We start from the raw sequence: 16,251 nt of genomic DNA on the forward strand, positions 1-16,251 counted from the left end.
CGAATCGCTGATGGTCTCTCCTCGGGTCGATGGCCGCGTCAGCGAGCCATGAGGGGTGGGGTGAGTGCCGCGTCCAGGTACGGGTTGTCGACCGGGGCCGGCGGGCGGACCAGTCTGCGGCGCTCCAGCTCGCACAGGCTGGTGCGTTCATAGCGCCGCCGCAGCCCGAGATAGGCCGTGGCCTCGGCGCCGTACAGATCCACGGCACGCTCCAGCCCGCTGGGGCTGGGCCGTTCGGGGACCAGCGCGAGACGCAGCCAGGGGATGGACCGCTGAAGCGCCTCGTTCACCCGGGTCACCGATGTCTCGGTCGGGTGCACGATGTGGTGGACGCGCGCCCCGGGCGGTACGTCCGGCCCGTTCGCGGAGGACACCCGCGTGGCCGCCTCCTCGGCGATGCGCAGCATCGCGCGGGCCGCGGCGTCGACCTGAAGGAGGTTGATGCTGGCGTCCGGAGCACCCAGCAGCCGGACGGTCAGTCTCCCGGCGGCGTCCAGCGGAACGGAGGAGGCGTCGACGAGGGCCCGGGGGCCGTGCCTCAGAAAGAGGGCGAGCTTGGCCGCCAGTACGGCGTAGGTGTGCTGGGGCGCGCGTGGCAGGGCGGCCCGGTCGCTGATCAGCACACTGGGTCGGAAGACCGTGGCGCCCCGGCCCTGGGTACGCGCCCAGTCATGGACCAGCCGTTCGGCGTGGTGCTTGGACTCCTCGTACGGCGTGAGAAAGCCGTCGGCCTCCAACTGCCGCTCCGGTACGACGCCGTCGTGGCGCGCTCCGGCGACGAACGCGGTACTGACATGGAACAGATGCGGGGCGCGACGGCCGGCCGCGGCCAGCGCGAGAATCTGCCGGGTGCCCTCCACATTGGTGCGGTGCAGTTCCCGGGCGTCTCCGTGCAGTTTGGTCAGCGCGGCACAGTGCAGAACGGCGTCCACGCTGTCCGCGACGGCCTGGAACTCGCCCTCGGACAGGCCGAGTCGGGGGCGGTCGAGGGTGATCTGGACGGCGTGTACCTGACGCGCCACCCGCTGTACGGTCTCGGCCGGCGCCCCGGCCGAGCGCAGGGCCAGCGCGAGAGAGGCCATGGCCCGGTACGGGGGTTCGCGTACCAGCGCCACCACCCGGGTGCCCTGCGGCAGCAGACGCAGCAGCAGATACGAGGCGAGGAAACCGGTGGCTCCGCTGACGGCGATCGTGGAGTCGGCCAGGGCGGGGGTGGCCGAGTCGGCTCCGGGGCCCGGGACTTGAGGTGCGGGGGCGGCCTCTTGGCCTGCTGGGCCGGGCGCGTCGGACTCGGGTTCTGGTTCGGGGTCGGGCAATTCGGCGTCGGGCATGCCGTCTCTTCACATTCTTCGCGGGGAGCGTCCATTCGCTCGGAGACCCACTCATCGCCCCGGAGTTCACCGGAACCGGCTCACGAGGAGACCGAACTTATCCCGGCCGACCGGCTTTAACCGCTCCTTATGCGCGACACGAGGGCTATCCACCCCATCGAGTGACCCCCCGCTTTTCGTATCGCGGTCGGTCAGTGGAGGTCACGCCGCGGGCGCCGCGTCCTTCTTGTCGGCGTACCCCGGGGCGGCGTCCGCCGTGTCGGCGGGGCCCGGCGCCCGGAGGGAGCGGATCTGGGGCGAGAGCAGCGCCGCGCCCGTGGCGAGGATGACGAGGGCCCCGCAGCCGACCAGCGCGGGACCGGTGCCGACGCGCTCGGCGACGGGTCCCGCGACCAGCAGGCCGAGCGGGGCGAAGGCCAGGGATCCGAACAGGTCGTACGCGCTGACGCGGGACAGCGCCTCCTCGGGGACCTCCCGCTGGATGGTGGTGATCCACAGCACCCCGAAGATGTCATTGGCGAAGCCCGAGCAGAACATGGCGACGGCGATCGACCAGATGGGCGCGTGCACGCCGAGCAGGATCATGGGCGCGGCGAACGGGAAGGTGGCCAGCACCGCGACCAGCAGCGGTCTGCGCACCCGGATACGGGTGGCGAAGCCCGCGCCCGCGAGCATCCCCAGCGCCTGGGCGGCGACGATCAGCGACCAGGCACGCGCGCCACCCAGATGGTCGTTGGCCGCCAGCGGGCCGAAGACCCCGACCGTGGCATTGACCGCGGCGACGACCACCGTGTACTGCGCCACGACGACCCAGAGCCACTGCCGTGAGAAGAACTCGTGCCAGCCGTCCCGCAGATCGGCCCAGCCGGAGGACGCGGCGCGGGGCCGCCTCGCGAGCCGCAGACCGTTCACGAGCACCGCGCTGAGCACGAAGGAGAAGGCGTTCAACGCCAGGGCCCAGCCCGCCCCGACGAAGGCGACGGTCACCCCGGAGAGCGCCAGACCGAGGAGCGTCGCGCTGTTCGTGCCGATCCGCAGTATCCCGTTGGCGCGCTGCAACGCGCTCTCCGGAACGATGAGCGGTACGACCCCCTCCAGGGCCGGCATGAACAGCGCGGTGGCCGTTCCCGCCAGGACCGCCAGCGCGCACAGGGCCCACAGCGGCGCGTATCCCGTGAGGATCATCGCGGCCAGTCCCGCGTAGGCGGCGGCGCCGACGACATCGGCGAGCACCATCAGCCGCGAGCGCGACATCCGGTCGGCGATCACCCCGCCGACGAGAATGAACAGCAGCATCGGCAGCGCCTGGCAGGCCAGCACCAGCGACAACTGCCCCGGCCCGGCCCCGGGCAGGGCGAGAACGGCGAAGGCCAGGGCGACCCGGGCGAACGCGTTGCCCAGAACGGAGATGGTGCGTGCGGCGGCGAGCAGCAGAAACCGCCGGTCACGCAGGAGCGGCGGCGCCGCCGCCTGAGCTGCAGTCATGGCCCGTGACCCTAGGGCATGTCTTCAAAGTCCCGCCTGCCCGGCGACGCCCGGCACGCACGCTCGCCGCGTTGTCGGATCACCCCAGTACGTCCAGTACTGGGGAGACCCTCCGCCTTGCGATCGCACGCACCGGACGCCGCCGGGCCCGCCCTTCGGGCGGACGGCGCTACTTTGAAGACACGCCCTAGGCCCCGCTCCAATGACCGGTGTGCCTTTCAGGACGGGGACACACCCGGCGGGATCGCCCGGGTTCCGCGGCGCCACGCCCGCGCCGGGCGGCGGAATCTCAGCTACCGTCCCGCGTGTCCGTGAGTCCCTTCGGCCGGAAGACGATCCTGTCGTACGTCACCGCGCACCCCTCGCCGGTGGGTGACTGCGCGAGGAAGCCGACGCGCGCCGCCGCGGCCCGCGCGGGCGTGCCCAGGGTGAAGACGCGGACGAAGGTCCACCGCTCGCCGTCCGGGGAGGCGTGGAAGGCGAACGCCCGGCCGGTGCGGCTGATCCGCAGCCAGTAGCTGTCGCCCTCCATCACGAAGGAGTTGGCGTCGTCGGAGTGGCCGCGGGTGACGACCGTACAGATCGTCGGGCGCTCCGGCGACAGCTCAAGACAGAGCTTGGCCCAGTGCTGTTCGTCCGCCTCCAGAGTGAGCACCCCCGCGTCGAAGGCGGCGGCGAAGCCGACCGTGACACGGGCGATCAGCTGGAAGTCGCCCTCCGGGGTGCCGAGCAGGCGCGGCGCGTCGGAGGCCGGCTCCAGGGACGCGCCCGCCGGTGGTACGAAGCGGTCCTGCCGGGCACCCGCCCGGCCGGTGAGCGCTCCGTCCGTGTAGCGCCACGCGCCCTCGGGGCCGTACGGCCGCAGCGGGAACGGCAGTTCGGGGAGGTCGATCCGATCACTCATCAGCTCGGCTCGCCGTTCTTCCGTCTCGGGTCTCGGATCTCAGTTCTCCGGACGGCCGTCGACCCGGCGCGGCAGGTCCAGGGGGTTGTCGTCACGCAGCTCGGGCGGGAGCAGCGCGGCCGGGGTCGACTGGTACGAGACAGGGCGCAGCCAGCGCTCGATCGCCGTGGCGCCGACCGATGTGGAGGTGGAGGTGGTCGCCGGGTAGGGGCCGCCGTGGTGCTGTGCCGGGGCGACGGCGACACCGGTCGGCCAGCCGTTGACCAGGACGCGTCCGGCCAGCGGGGTCAGTTCCGCGAGCAGCCCGGCGGCGCCGGGCGCGGTCCCGTCCGTCTCTTCCTCGGCGAGCTGGAGGGTGGCGGTGAGATTGCCGGGGAGGCGGGAGAGTACGGCCGTGATCTCGGCCGGGGAGCTGTACCGCGCGACCACGGTCACCGGGCCGAAGCACTCCTCCAGCAGCAGATCGTGTGCGCCGTCGGCGGTCAGCAGCTCCGCGTCGAGGGTCAGGAAGCCCGCGCTGACGGTGTGTTCACCGCCCGCGCCGGGGGTGATCGGGGCGTCCACCCCGGGCAGCGCGGCCCGTTCGCGTACGCCCGCGACGAAGGCGTCCCGCATCCGGTGGTCCAGCATCACGCCGGGCTCGGTCTCGCTGACGGCCGCCGTCAGGGACTTCACCAGCCGGTCGCCCGGCTCACCGGCGGGGGCCAGTACGAAACCGGGCTTGGTGCAGAACTGCCCCTCCCCCAGCGTCATCGAGCCGGCCAGCCCCGCACCGATCTGCTCGGCGCGTTCGGCCGCGGCGGCCTCGGTGATCACGACGGGGTTGAGGGAGCCCAGCTCGCCGTGGAAGGGGATGGGCGTGGGCCGGGCGGCCGCGGCGTCGAAGAGCGCCCGTCCGCCCCGTACGGAACCGGTGAAGCCGGCCGCCGACACCAGCGGGTGCCGTACCAGCTCGACGCCGGCCTCGAAGCCGTGCACCAGATTCACCACGTCCTCGGGCAGCCCCACCGCCGCGGCGGCCCTGCGCAGCACGGAGGCGCACAGCTCGGAGGTGGCGGGGTGGTCCGGATGCGCCTTGACGACGACGGGGCAGCCCGCCGCGAGCGCGCTCGCGGTGTCACCGCCGGGCACGGAGAAGGCGAGCGGGAAGTTGCTCGCGGAGTAGACGGCGACGACGCCGAGCGGCACCTTCCAGCGGCGCAGATCGGGCCAGGGCGGGGTGCGGTCGGCGTCGGCGTGGTCGATCCGTACATCGAGGAAGGCTCCCTCCTCGACCACCTCGGCGAAGGCCCGCAGCTGGGCGGTGGTACGGGCCAGCTCGCCCGTGAGCCGGACGGGGCCGAGCGCGGTCTCCGCGTCCGCCGCCTCGATGACATGCTCGCCGGCCTCGTCGAGCAGATCGGCCGCCGTACGGAGCAGAGCGGCGCGCGCGGTACGGTCGGCGAGGGCGGCCCGTGCGGCGTGCGCACCGCGTACCGCGCGGTCGACCTCCTCCGCCGTCGCCTCATGCGCGACCTGCTCGCGCTGCTTCCCTGTTCGGGGGTCGACACTCCAGACTGGTGCTGCTGCCACAGCGACTTCCCTTCCCGACGTACCGACGTACCGACGTACCGACCGACCGAGCGAGCGACGTACCGACCGCTGACACCTCTCGGAACTTGTTCGGTATTCTGAACAGAGTTCCTGATAGTGAATCGCTAAGGACTCTATTTCCGCGCGTTCCGTGCGGTCAAGAGTGGTCAGGAGAGCAAGTCAAGTGGGCGAGAAGGGGCGAGGGACGATGTCGACCGCGGAGACCGGTGGCGCACAAGTGAAGTCCGCTGTGCGGACGGTGGAACTGCTGGAGTACTTCGCGGGACGCCCGGGCATGCACTCGCTCGCCGCCGTCCAGGAAGCGGTCGGGTACCCCAAGTCCAGCCTCTACATGCTGCTGCGCACGCTGGTTGAGCTGGGCTGGGTGGAGACGGACGCGACGGGCACGCGGTACGGCATCGGCGTACGGGCCCTGCTGGTCGGCACCTCGTACATCGACGGCGACGAGGTCGTCGCCGCCGCCCGCCCCACACTGGACCGGCTCTCCGACGACACCAGCGAGACCATCCACCTCGCGCGGCTCGACGGCACGAATGTCGTCTATCTCGCCACCCGCCAGTCCCAGCACTATCTGCGGCCCTTCACCCGGGTCGGCCGGCGGCTGCCCGCCCACTCCACCTCGCTCGGCAAGGCGCTGCTGGCGACCCACAGCGACGAGCAGGTGCGCAAGATGCTGCCGGAGACCCTGCCCGCCCTGACCGAGCACACCATCACCGACCGCGAGAAGCTCATCGAGGAGCTGCACACCGTACGCGAGCAGGGCTACGCGGTGGACCGCGAGGAGAACACGCTCGGGCTGCGCTGCTTCGGTATCGCCATCCCGTACCGGACACCGGCGCGTGACGCGATCAGCTGCTCGGTACCGGTGGCCCGGCTCACCCCCGGTCACGAGCAGATGATCAAGGACACGCTGTTCGACGCGCGCGACCGGCTCACCCTGGCCACGCGGCGGCTCTGACCGGACGGGGATGAGGAATTCCTGAGAAGCGAGCGGGGCGGGAACGCCGTCCGCGCCGCCGCTCGTCCCTCATATGGGATGAACAAGACGATCAGACACACGGCGGTCATCTGTCTGCTGCTGGTGCTCGCCCTGCTGGTGCGGGCCACCTGGGTGCAGGCGTACGAGGCCAGAGCCCTCGCGGACGACAAGCACAACCGGCGGAACATCATGGCGCAGTACGCGCAGCCGCTCGGTGACATCATCGTGGCCGGCTCGCCGGTCACGGGCTCCAGAAAGACGGCGAGCGGCGATCTGGCGTACGAGCGCACCTACACGGACGGCGCGCTCTACGCACCCGTCACCGGCTACAGCTCACAGGCGTACGGCTCGACCCAGCTGGAGGGCATCTACTCCGATGTCCTGGACGGGACGGACAGCCGGCTGAAGAACCCGCTGGACGCGATCATGGGCAAGCAGACCGCGCCCGGCGATGTCCTGACGACGATCGATCCCGCCGTGCAGGAGGCCGGATACCGCGCGCTGGGTGGCAAGAAGGGCGCCGCCGTGGCGATCGACCCGACGACCGGCCGGGTGCTCGGGGTGATCAGCACCCCCTCGTACGACCCCACGAGGATCAGCGGCACCACGGACGGCGACGCCTGGCAGCAGCTGACCGGGGACGCGGAGAAGCCGATGGTCAACCGCGCGCTGCGGCAGCCGTTGCCACCGGGCTCGACATTCAAGCTGGTGGTCGCCGCGGCGGCGCTTGAGGACGGTCTGTACGGCTCCGTCGACGAACGGACCGACAGCCCGGATCCGTACACCCTGCCGACCACGACCACCGTCCTGCGCAACGAGAACAGCTCCGCGCCCTGCGAGAACGCCACCATCCGCACCGCGCTCGAATACTCCTGCAACACGGTCTTCGCGAAGATGGCCGACGAACTCGGCCAGGACAAGGTCCGGGCGATGGCGGAGAAGTTCGGTTTCAACGACGCCACGCAGGAAATGCCGGTGCGCGCCTCGCAGAGCGTGTATCCGTCCGGCATGGACCGGGCGCAGACAGCGCTGACGGGGATCGGCCAGTTCGATGTGACCGCGACCCCGCTCCAGATGGCCATGGTCTCGGCGGCCCTGGCCAATGACGGGCTGCTCGCCGCGCCGCACATGGTGTCGAAGGTGGTCGACGCGAGCGGCGACACCCTCCAGTCGTACCAGGACGGCGATACGCGGCGGATCGTCTCCTCGTCGACGGCCGAGCAGCTGCGCAGCGCGATGGTGACGGTCGTGCGGGACGGTACGGGGACGAACGCGCGGATCGACGGCGCCGAGGTGGGCGGCAAGACGGGCACCGCGCAGCACGGCGTGGACAACGTCAACACGCCGTACGCGTGGTTCACCTCGTACGCGAAGGACTCGTCCACCGGCAAGGAGGTGGCGGTGGCGGTCGTCGTGGAGGACTCGGGCGCGGCGCGTTCGGAGGTCAGCGGGAACGGTCTGGCCGCGCCGATCGCGCAGAAGATGATGGCGGCGGCGCTGAGATGACCCGGCCGTCCCGCTGCCGGTGACCGGGGCGGCCGGGCTGCCCGACGCACTGACTCCGGCCGCCCCGCGTCACACGCGGAAGAGGATCCTCAGGCGACATCCGCCGGGGTCAGCCGCCGAGAGCTGACAGCGCCTTCGCGACGGCCTTCAGATCCGTGTCCGAGGCCAGTCCGGCGTGATACAGCCGCAGTTCGGTCGCCCCGAGCGCTTTCGCCCGCGCGGCGTCGTCGGCGAGGGCGGCCGGGTTGCCGCCCATGCCGGTGACGACCGTGAAGTTCGCGGCCAGCACGGAGGCTTCGGTGCCGTGGCCCGCGAACGGACTCAGCATCGCCTGTGCCGCGCCCCCGGTGCAGGGCAGGACGACCCCGTCCGCGACCCCGAGGATGTGCGCCGGGTCCACCCCGGCGTTGGCGCCGACGTGGTACGACACGGGGTCGGCGTGCAGCAGCACCTGGAAGCCGGGCCCGGCTTCCGCCCGTACGGCCGCGACCGCCCGCTCCTGGAGCGTACGGGCGACCGAGCCACGCCACTCGGCGGTGACGGCGGCGAGATCCGCGCCGAGGAGTTTCTCGACCGCGGACCAGCCCGCCTCGGCGGAGCCGGCGGCCCAGAGGGGTCCCAGCGCGCGCCGCACGGCGGCGGCCAGTTCGTCGGGCGGGGCCCCGAGGCCGGCGTACCCCTCCCGGCACACGGCGCAGAAGCAGACCGACATCAGATACTGCGCCGCGTCACCGAGGCCGACGCCCGCGATCTTGTCGTGGGCGTGCAGATGCGCGAGCCCGTACCAGCCGCAGGACTCCAGCTCGGTGCCGCGCGCGCCGGGCCGTACGGCGGCCTCGGCCGCCAGCTCCACCAGATACGCGCCGACCGCGGGCCGGGCGATACAGGGCGCCCAGGGGTAGCGGTCCCCGTAGGCGTTCACCACGGAGGTGTCGGGACGCTCGGCGCCGAGACGGGAGTTGTGCGCGAGGACCACCCAGCTGTGCACATCGAGACCGGCGTCCGCCAGCGCCGCCGCGGCCTCGCCGTACGCGTCGCCGGGTGCCCAGGACCCTGCGGTGTACGGACGCGCCTCGTGGCGCGCCCAGCGGGCGTCGTCCACCGGGTAGAGGACCGCGGCATGCTCGGCGGTGACCACGCGGTGGCGCGGATGGCGCGGGGTCAGCGCGCGGGTGGAGTGGTAGGCGGAGGCGAGGGTGACCTGCCGGACGCCGAGGTCCGCGATCCTGGCGGGGGCGTCCGGGTCGCCCACCACGTCCCAGGGGTAGAGGAAGGCCGAGGTCTTCACGCGGCGCCACCCTCCGTACCGGTCCCGGCGCCCGCGCCGTCCCGGTCGTCGTCCCCGTCGTCGCTCCGCAGCACGGCCCGGCCCCGCTCGATGATCTCGGCCAGCTCCTTGATGTGCGCGGGCCCCGGCTCGCTCAGCGGCGGCCGTACCTCCCCGACGTCCAGTCCGCCCAGCCGGACGCCCGCCTTGACGAGCGAGACGGCGTATCCACGTCCCTTGCCGCGCAGTTCGACCAGGGGGCGGTAGAAGCCGTCCAGCAGACGGTTCACGGTCGTGTCGTCGCCGGTGGCCAGGGCCCGGTGGAAGGCGAGGGCGATCTCGGGGACGAAGCAGAAGACGGCGGAGGAGTAGAGGGTGACGCCGATGCCCCGGTAGGCGAGACCGGTGAGCTCGGCGGTGGGCAGGCCGTTGAAGTAGAGGAAGTCGCGGTCCGGCTCCTCGCTCCGTACGGCGCTGATGATCCGCTGCATCAGTTCGAGGTCGCCGTATCCGTCCTTGAGGCCGACGATGCCGTCCACGCGGGCCAGTTCCACGACGGTCTCGGGGGTGAAGACGGCGTTGTCGCGCTGGTAGACGATCGTCTCCAGCGAAGTGGCGCCCGCCAGCGCGGTGTAGTGGCGCAGCAGGCCCTCCTGGTCGGCGACGACCAGATAGGGCGGCATCGCGAGCAGTCCGTCCGCGCCGGCCTGCTCGGCCAGCCTGGCGTACTGGACGGCGAGCGCGGTGCCGTAGCCGGCGCCGGCCACGACCGGGACACGGCCCGCGGTCACCTCGACGGCCGTGGCCACGCAGACGAGGAACTCCTCCGGGGTGAGGGCGTGGAACTCGCCGGTGCCGCAGCAGGCGAAGACAGCGGCGGCTCCCGCGGCGACGCCTTCGCGGACATGCGCGCGGTACGCGTCGAGGTCGAGCGCGCCATCGGGCCCGTACGCGGTGACGGGGAAGAACAGCGGCCCGGCCACATGAGTCAGGCGGGCGGCGAGCGGGGCTGAGGTCACGGGCGCTCCCTGGGCCATGCGTCGAGCGACGACCGCTCGTGCACAATTATGATCGATGTCCATATCCCTGAACGACGCCACGCTAGGGCAGCCGCGCACCACGGGTCAAGACGGAAAACCGCAACCCAGAGACGGATTTCCGCACTCCGGGCGACACTTGACGCGACTTCGGCACACTCTCTAGGTTGTCCACGCATGTGAATTGTATCTACGGATCTGAGTCTGCATCCGTGCGCCCGGTTCCGAGCCGCGAGGAGATCTCCCCCATGCCCGCACCCCGTACCGTCCTGCTCACCGGCGCCGCCGGCGGCCTCGGCACCCTGATGCGGGGCCTGCTGCCCGCGTACGGCTACGAGCTGCGGCTCTTCGACGCCACCCCCATCGAGGGCGAACCCGACGCCATCACCGCCGATCTCGCGGACAGGGAGGCGCTGCGCGAGGCGGTCCGGGGGGTCGACGCGATCATCCATCTCGCGGGCATCTCGCTGGAATCCACCTTCGACAAGATCCTGCGCGCGAACATCGAGGGGACGTACAACCTGTACGAGGCGGCCCGCGCCGAGGGCGTCGGACGGACACTCTTCGCCTCCAGCAACCACGCGGTCGGCTTCACGCCGCGCCCGCGGGGGGACGACCCGCTGATCCCGGTCGACACCCCGCGCCGCCCCGACACGTTCTACGGACTCTCCAAGTGCTTCGGCGAGGACCTGGCGCAGCTCTACTGGGATCTGCACGGCATGGAGACCGTCTCCGTACGGATCGGTTCCTGCTTCCTGGAGCCGAGCACGGTCCGCATGCTCTCCGTCTGGCTGAGCCCCGGCGACTGCGCGCGGCTCTTCCACGCCGCCCTCACCGCCGAGGACGTCGGCCACAGCGTGGTCTACGGCTCCTCCGCCAACACCCGGCTGTGGTGGGACCTCACGAGCGCGCGGGCGCTCGGCTACGAGCCGCGTGACGACTCGGAGCAGTACGCCGCGAAGCTCATCGCGGAGCAGGGCGAACTCGACCCGGACAACCGGGACCACGCCTTCCTGGGCGGCACGTTCGCCACCGACCCGCCGCGCTGGCCGCACTGAGACGCGCCGGACCCGATCGGCGGAAGGTAAGGGAACGGCAAAGCGGGGTCGTTCGTTACGTCTGTCATGACAGCTATGACCCCCGGCTCGAACATCCCTCTTCCCACCGCCCATGTGACGGTGGACGTCGCCGCTCCCGTGCGGCTCGACGTATCGGGCCTGCTGCTCACCGCCGACGGCAAGGTGCGCTCAGACGACGACTTCATCTTCTACAACCAGCCGACGGGCCCCGGCGTGAGCTACCGCTCCGGCGGCGGCACGGCACCCGACGCGATCGTCGTCGACACCAGCGCCGTGCCCGCCGGTATCGAGAAGATCGTCGTCACGGCGAGCCCGGACGCGGCGGGGCAGAGCTTCCAGGGCATCGAGCCCACGGCCACCATCCGCGACGCGGGCAGCGGCGGCGCGCTGGCAACCTTCACCCCGCCGCGGCTCGGTACCGAGACCGCCCTGGTGATCGTGGAGATCTATCTGCGCAACGGCGCGTGGAAGGTCCGCGCGGTGGGCCAGGGGTACGCCAATGGACTGGCCGGGATCGCCACCGACTTCGGTGTCTCCGTGGAGGAGCCCGCCCCGGCCGCGGCCCCCGTCGCGCCTCCGGCGCCCGTGGCGGCCCCTGAGCCCGCCCGTGCCCGCGCGGGGGCCGACCCGCGGATCCCCGCTCCGCCGGTCCCCGCCACGCCGCCGGCCGCTCCCCCGGCCCCCGCCGCCGCACCCGGCAGCGGCAAGATCAATCTGGACAAGGGCAAGGTCAGCCTCCAGAAGAACCAGACGGTGTCCCTGGTCAAGGGCGGCCGTCCGCTGCTCACCCAGGTCAAGATGGGCCTCGGCTGGGAGCCCGCGTACCGCGGCAAGGACATCGACCTCGACGCGTCCGTGATCGCCTACGGCCCGAACCGCAACCATCTGGACAGCTGCTACTTCGGCAAGCTCTCGATCCTCAACGGGGCGATCAAGCACTCCGGCGACAACCTCACGGGCGAGGGCGCCGGCGACGACGAGGTGATCATGGTGGACCTCGGCCGGATCCCCGCCGAGGCGAGCGGTCTGGTCTTCACGGTCAACTCCTTCACCGGTCAGAAGTTCACCGAGGTCGCCAAGGCGTACTGCCGGCTGATCGACGCGGCCACGGACGAGGAGCTGGTGCGCTTCGATCTGACCAGCGCCGAGCCGCAGACCGGCGTGATGATGGCGAAGCTGATCCGGCAGTTCTCCGGCGAGTGGGAAATGACCGGTCTGGGCGAGTTCGTCAAGTCCCGTACGGTCCGGGGCATGGTCAAGCCCGCCGCGAAGGTCCTCTGACCGGCGCCCGGGGCCGCCCCAGGAGGGCGGCGCGTGGGCGGATGGCACGATGCCCCCGCACCGCCGCGGGTCCTGAAGGTCCGCGACGGCCCGGGGGCCGTGTCCGCAAGCTGCCGGTTCGGGACCTCAGAGCTTGGTCAGCTTGGCGAAGGGGCTCAGGATCCTCCCCTGTCGCCCCGAGAAATCGATGAGCACGGCATGGTCGCCCTCGACTCCGATGACTCTTCCCAACCCGAACTGATCATGGGAGACACGGTCTCCCACATCGAACTGCTCGGGCGGGGGTGAGGCCGGGGCCTGGCGGTTGAAGGGACTGGACGGCAGGTGGCGCCGGGATCCGGCTGACTTTGTCATTACTTGGAGTATGGGCCCAAGAAGCCCCGACGCGCCATGCCCGACCACCGACGGACGCCCGGATCACCCCTGCCAGGGCCAGCGAGCGTCCCGTCCCGCCTCCAGCAGCGGGACCATCCTGAAGGCCGCGTCGGTCAGCCCGCCGAACGTGTGCCGGCCGGCCTCGCCGGACGGGCCGTGCCCGGCGCGGTACCCCGCGAGGTTCCAGGTATAGACCGGGACACCGGCCGGAACCTGTGCCGTCGGGCCACCGCGGGAGCTGTACGCGGCCTGCTCGTCGGTGACGATCAGCACCCGGTCGTGGTCCCGGTAGTGGGTACGGACCGCCTCGGCCGTGTTCGTACCACCGAGGTCGCCGAAGCGTTCCAGCACCTTCAGCACGGACTCGCCCCGCCGGTACCTCACCGGAGCGCTGCGGGTACCGAACTCCACCAGATCCGCGTCCGCCGCCCGCATCGCCACGGCCGTTCCGAAGATCGCCGCGGCGTCGGCGCGGTTCAGCTCGGAGCGGTCGGAGAGCGGGGACCACATCGAACCCGAACGGTCGACCAGGATCAGCGACCGGCCGCGCAGCGAGGGCACGTTGGCCAGCGAGTGGCCGAGCGCCCGCTCCAGCGGATACGACCAGCGCAGCGACGGCGCGTGCTGGTACGCGGCGAGATAGCGGAACGGGAACTGCCGCGCCTTCGCCACCGCTTCGGGATCCGCGATCCTCTCGGCCACCCGGGCCGCGGCCTCGTCGCTGACACCCGCCTGATCGAAGTTCCGCAGATTGCGCAGCAGGGCCATCGCGCCCATCGACGGAATGACGGCCTCCCAGCCAGCCGCGTCCATCGGCCCCTGGAGCCAGCCGGCCAGCGCCTCCCAGGTCATCCCCGCCTCGGCGAGCCGCGCCGCCCCGTCGGGCGCGGTGAGCACCGCGCGCCGCCGCTCGACCGGCACCTCCATCAGGGCCCGGTGGGCGATGAGCGTACGGTTCGACCGCGGCGGAACAGCCGCCTCCGGGTGGTGCCTGCGATCGAGCGCGTACCGGAACAGCTCGCCCTGCCACGCCTTCGCCGGGTCGGGCGAGGCATGCACCAGATTGAGGATGTCGCCGAATCGATAACCCTTCGCGGCGGTGTCGTACTTCAGCAGCGACTTTCCGTTGTAGAGCCGCCGGACGGCGTCCGCGACTCCGCGCTTGACGGGCTTGGGCACATTGCGGCCGTATCGCGAGATCCAGTAACCGAGCAGTTCACCGGGCTCGTCCGCGCGCAGCAGAACGGAATCGACGACCATCCGGTTCGCCGGACCGTCCGTGGCGCCCGCGTCGAGCCGTGCCTTGACGTATTCGGCGGCGCCCACGATCGACGCGGTACGCAGCTGCCCCTCACCGCGCAGCCAGCCGAGCAGCCCGGCGGTCCACTCCGGCTCAGCGACCGCGAGCTTCCGCACGAGCGCGCGGAACCGCCCGTCGCGCGCCTCGCCCGACTCGTACGCCGTCTGCTGGGAAACGAAATTGGCGACCGCGAGCAGGAACAGCTCCGACTTCGCGTCGCGCAGGACACCCACGCCGCCCTCATGGGTACGGGTGACGGCGACCGACCGCACGGGCGAGGCCGGACGGGCCTTGGCCGCACGCGTATTGAAACGGGACATCAGAATTCCCCCGAATTCCGGAAATGGATTCCAGGGAGGGCACGACGGAACAGCGGCGGCCTCGCCTCCGCACGCCGCGCCTCCCGAGATCAGAATCGGCGGCGGCATGAATTCACCAAAGAAGTAGCCGCTGCCCGCGCACCGGGAGGTGCGAAGTGGTGTGTCCAGAGATCAAGGCCGGCGGAACCAACAGATGGTGCTCTGCCACTGAGCTACACCGGCATGAGTACCGATGGCGGGATTCGAACCCGCGGCCTCCCCATTATGAGTGGAAGTAGGTCCTGCCTGTCGCACCTGGACACGCATGACTCTAGGGAGGCAACGGGCCCGTCCGCCACAGGTTTTCAGTCCCGGGGAGAGCGCCGCCACGGGCCGGTGATGGCCAGCATGATGCCCGGCTCCTGGATATTGGCGAACAGGGTGCGGCCGTCCGGCGAGAACACGACACCCGTGAACTCGCTGTCGTTCAGGTCGTTGCGCGCGATGGGGTACGTACGTCCGCGCTCCGTCGCCCCGAAGAGATGCTGGAGGCCCTCGCCGTCCTCCGCGATGACCAGACCGCCGTACGGCGAGACCGTGATGTTGTCCGGTCCGTCGAAGGCGCCGTCCTTGCCCGGGTCGGCGTTGACGCCCAGCAGCACCTTCAGCGTCAGCGTGCGGCGGCGCGGGTGGTAGAACCACACCTGACCGTCGTGCGGCACGCCGGGGCTCTCGTCACGGGCGTACGAGGAGACGATGTACGCGCCGCCGTCCGCCCACCACATGCCCTCCAGCTTCCTGGCGCGGGTGACGTCCTCGCCGTCGAACTGCTTCCGTACGGGCACGGTCTTCCCGTCCCGGTCCGGTACGTCCACCCAGTCCACGCCGTAGACCGTGCCGATCTTCGTGGCGCGCGAGAGGTCGTCCACGAACCGGCCGCCCGCGTCGAAGCAGCGGGGCGCCTGGAGCACACCCGCGTCGTCCGCGAGCCTGCGCAGCTGCCCCCGCCCGTGCTTGAAGCCGTGCGGCGGGACCCAGCGGTAGAGGAGCCCGTTGGGCTCGGAGTCGTCCTCCGTCAGATAGGCGTAGCCGGTACGGGGGTCGATGACCACGGCCTCGTGGTCATAGCGGCCGAACGCCTTGATGGGCTTGGGGTTCCGGTTGGCCCGGCGGTCGTACGGGTCGACCTCGAAGACATAGCCGTGGTCCTTGGTCATCCCGTTCTGCCCGGCCCGGTCGGAGTTCTCCTCGCAGGTGAGCCAGGTGCCCCACGGGGTGCGTCCGCCCGCGCAGTTGGTGGAGGTACCGGCGATACCGACCCACTCCGCGGTACGGCCGTCGCGGTGCGTCTCGACGACCGTGCAGCCGCCGGCCGCGGCGGGGTCGTAGACCAGCCCCTCGGTGAGCGGCACCGGGAACTCGTAGTCGCCCCTGGGACCGTCCAGCTCATGGTTGTTGACGAGCAGCGTCACCCCGCGCGGCCCCTCGAACGTGGCGGTGCCGTCGTGGTTGGACGGGGTGTCCTCACCGGACTCCAGCTTGGTCACACCACTGTGCGTGATGACCCGGTACGAGAAGCCGGCCGGCAGCGCGAGCATGCCCCGCGGGTCGGGCACGAGCGGCCCGTAACCGGGCGCCGGCACGGGCCCGGAGGCGACCTCGGGAGCGTCCTCCGCCGCCAGCGCGCCGGGCGCGGTGGCGAGCGCTCCGGCCGCGCCGGTGAGGACGAGTCCCGCCCCTGTCAGTGCGGATCTTCCGGTGAATTCCCTGCGGCTCAGCGGCATCGCGGTCTCCTGAAGGGGCACGTGTGTCGGG

Annotated in this window: 13 protein-coding genes; 4 read left to right on the top strand and 9 right to left on the bottom strand. The window is 71.5% G+C overall.

Annotation, left to right across the window (positions count from 1 at the left end; genetic code table 11):
• Nucleotides 1-38 precede the first annotated feature (38 nt).
• The 4 genes from AB0M67_RS03070 to AB0M67_RS03085 all read right to left on the bottom strand — a co-directional run bounded on the left by AB0M67_RS03070 (nucleotide 39) and on the right by AB0M67_RS03085 (nucleotide 5,292).
• Entirely contained in the window at nucleotides 39-1,331 is a 1,293-nt protein-coding gene (locus tag AB0M67_RS03070) for an SDR family oxidoreductase (protein WP_365742008.1), read from the bottom strand.
• A 201-nt stretch (nucleotides 1,332-1,532) separates the two neighbouring features.
• Nucleotides 1,533-2,816 (bottom strand): MFS transporter, encoded by a 1,284-nt coding sequence (locus AB0M67_RS03075; RefSeq protein WP_365742010.1) that lies wholly within the window; start codon nucleotides 2,814-2,816, stop codon nucleotides 1,533-1,535.
• A gap of 289 nt (nucleotides 2,817-3,105) precedes the next feature.
• On the bottom strand, nucleotides 3,106-3,720 hold the full coding sequence (locus tag AB0M67_RS03080; RefSeq protein WP_365742012.1) for a DUF1349 domain-containing protein: 615 nt from the start codon (nucleotides 3,718-3,720) through the stop codon (nucleotides 3,106-3,108).
• A gap of 39 nt (nucleotides 3,721-3,759) precedes the next feature.
• Entirely contained in the window at nucleotides 3,760-5,292 is a 1,533-nt protein-coding gene (locus AB0M67_RS03085) for an aldehyde dehydrogenase (NADP(+)) (RefSeq protein ID WP_365742014.1), read from the bottom strand.
• Between the two features lie 208 nt (nucleotides 5,293-5,500).
• On the opposite strand from AB0M67_RS03085, the gene AB0M67_RS03090 reads away from it, so the two are divergent.
• Nucleotides 5,501-6,271, top strand: coding sequence for an IclR family transcriptional regulator (locus AB0M67_RS03090; protein WP_129769650.1), 771 nt, complete (start codon nucleotides 5,501-5,503; stop codon nucleotides 6,269-6,271).
• 78 nt (nucleotides 6,272-6,349) lie between these two features.
• Nucleotides 6,350-7,798: a penicillin-binding transpeptidase domain-containing protein gene (locus tag AB0M67_RS03095; RefSeq protein WP_365742016.1), complete on the top strand. Its 1,449-nt coding sequence runs from the start codon at nucleotides 6,350-6,352 to the stop codon at nucleotides 7,796-7,798.
• Nucleotides 7,799-7,907: 109 nt separating this feature from the next.
• On the opposite strand, the gene AB0M67_RS03100 is transcribed toward AB0M67_RS03095, so the two are convergent.
• The gene (locus tag AB0M67_RS03100) at nucleotides 7,908-9,086 is read right to left on the bottom strand and encodes a hypothetical protein (RefSeq protein ID WP_365742018.1); all 1,179 of its coding nucleotides are present in this window, start codon (nucleotides 9,084-9,086) and stop codon (nucleotides 7,908-7,910) included.
• Complete coding sequence (locus tag AB0M67_RS03105) at nucleotides 9,083-10,084, bottom strand: 5-dehydro-4-deoxyglucarate dehydratase (RefSeq protein WP_365742020.1); 1,002 nt, start codon at nucleotides 10,082-10,084, stop codon at nucleotides 9,083-9,085. The genes AB0M67_RS03100 and AB0M67_RS03105 overlap by 4 nt, the downstream gene beginning before the upstream one ends.
• 266 nt (nucleotides 10,085-10,350) lie before the next feature.
• Here AB0M67_RS03105 and AB0M67_RS03110 point away from each other — a divergent pair, with 266 nt between their 5' ends.
• Complete coding sequence (locus tag AB0M67_RS03110) at nucleotides 10,351-11,160, top strand: NAD(P)-dependent oxidoreductase (RefSeq protein ID WP_365742022.1); 810 nt, start codon at nucleotides 10,351-10,353, stop codon at nucleotides 11,158-11,160.
• A 66-nt stretch (nucleotides 11,161-11,226) separates the two neighbouring features.
• The gene (locus AB0M67_RS03115) at nucleotides 11,227-12,462 is read left to right on the top strand and encodes a TerD family protein (protein WP_365742024.1); all 1,236 of its coding nucleotides are present in this window, start codon (nucleotides 11,227-11,229) and stop codon (nucleotides 12,460-12,462) included.
• Between the two features lie 126 nt (nucleotides 12,463-12,588).
• On the opposite strand, the gene AB0M67_RS03120 is transcribed toward AB0M67_RS03115, so the two are convergent.
• From AB0M67_RS03120 to AB0M67_RS03130, 3 genes are all read right to left on the bottom strand, one after another.
• Nucleotides 12,589-12,816 (bottom strand): hypothetical protein, encoded by a 228-nt coding sequence (locus tag AB0M67_RS03120; RefSeq protein WP_046495701.1) that lies wholly within the window; start codon nucleotides 12,814-12,816, stop codon nucleotides 12,589-12,591.
• A gap of 63 nt (nucleotides 12,817-12,879) precedes the next feature.
• A complete protein-coding gene (locus tag AB0M67_RS03125) occupies nucleotides 12,880-14,457 on the bottom strand; it encodes a TROVE domain-containing protein (protein WP_365742026.1) in 1,578 nt (525 codons plus the stop codon).
• 344 nt (nucleotides 14,458-14,801) lie between these two features.
• A complete protein-coding gene (locus AB0M67_RS03130) occupies nucleotides 14,802-16,220 on the bottom strand; it encodes an alkaline phosphatase PhoX (protein ID WP_365742840.1) in 1,419 nt (472 codons plus the stop codon).
• Between the last annotated feature and the right edge of the window lie 31 nt (nucleotides 16,221-16,251).

Origin of the sequence: Streptomyces sp. NPDC051662 (assembly GCF_040681655.1) — a bacterium.
In the GTDB taxonomy this organism is placed as follows: Bacteria; Actinomycetota; Actinomycetes; order Streptomycetales; family Streptomycetaceae; genus Streptomyces.

What these genes read in the sequence shown, in the direction of transcription:
- AB0M67_RS03110 (WP_365742022.1), top strand. Translation starts at nt 10,351, where the DNA reads ATGCCCGCACCCCGTACCGTCCTGCTCACCGGCGCCGCCGGCGGCCTC.
- AB0M67_RS03070 (WP_365742008.1), bottom strand. Translation starts at nt 1,331, where the DNA reads ATGCCCGACGCCGAATTGCCCGACCCCGAACCAGAACCCGAGTCCGAC.
- AB0M67_RS03095 (WP_365742016.1), top strand. Translation starts at nt 6,350, where the DNA reads ATGAACAAGACGATCAGACACACGGCGGTCATCTGTCTGCTGCTGGTG.
- AB0M67_RS03125 (WP_365742026.1), bottom strand. Translation starts at nt 14,457, where the DNA reads ATGTCCCGTTTCAATACGCGTGCGGCCAAGGCCCGTCCGGCCTCGCCC.
- AB0M67_RS03075 (WP_365742010.1), bottom strand. Translation starts at nt 2,816, where the DNA reads ATGACTGCAGCTCAGGCGGCGGCGCCGCCGCTCCTGCGTGACCGGCGG.
- AB0M67_RS03115 (WP_365742024.1), top strand. Translation starts at nt 11,227, where the DNA reads ATGACAGCTATGACCCCCGGCTCGAACATCCCTCTTCCCACCGCCCAT.
- AB0M67_RS03130 (WP_365742840.1), bottom strand. Translation starts at nt 16,220, where the DNA reads ATGCCGCTGAGCCGCAGGGAATTCACCGGAAGATCCGCACTGACAGGG.
- AB0M67_RS03090 (WP_129769650.1), top strand. Translation starts at nt 5,501, where the DNA reads ATGTCGACCGCGGAGACCGGTGGCGCACAAGTGAAGTCCGCTGTGCGG.
- AB0M67_RS03120 (WP_046495701.1), bottom strand. Translation starts at nt 12,816, where the DNA reads ATGACAAAGTCAGCCGGATCCCGGCGCCACCTGCCGTCCAGTCCCTTC.
- AB0M67_RS03080 (WP_365742012.1), bottom strand. Translation starts at nt 3,720, where the DNA reads ATGAGTGATCGGATCGACCTCCCCGAACTGCCGTTCCCGCTGCGGCCG.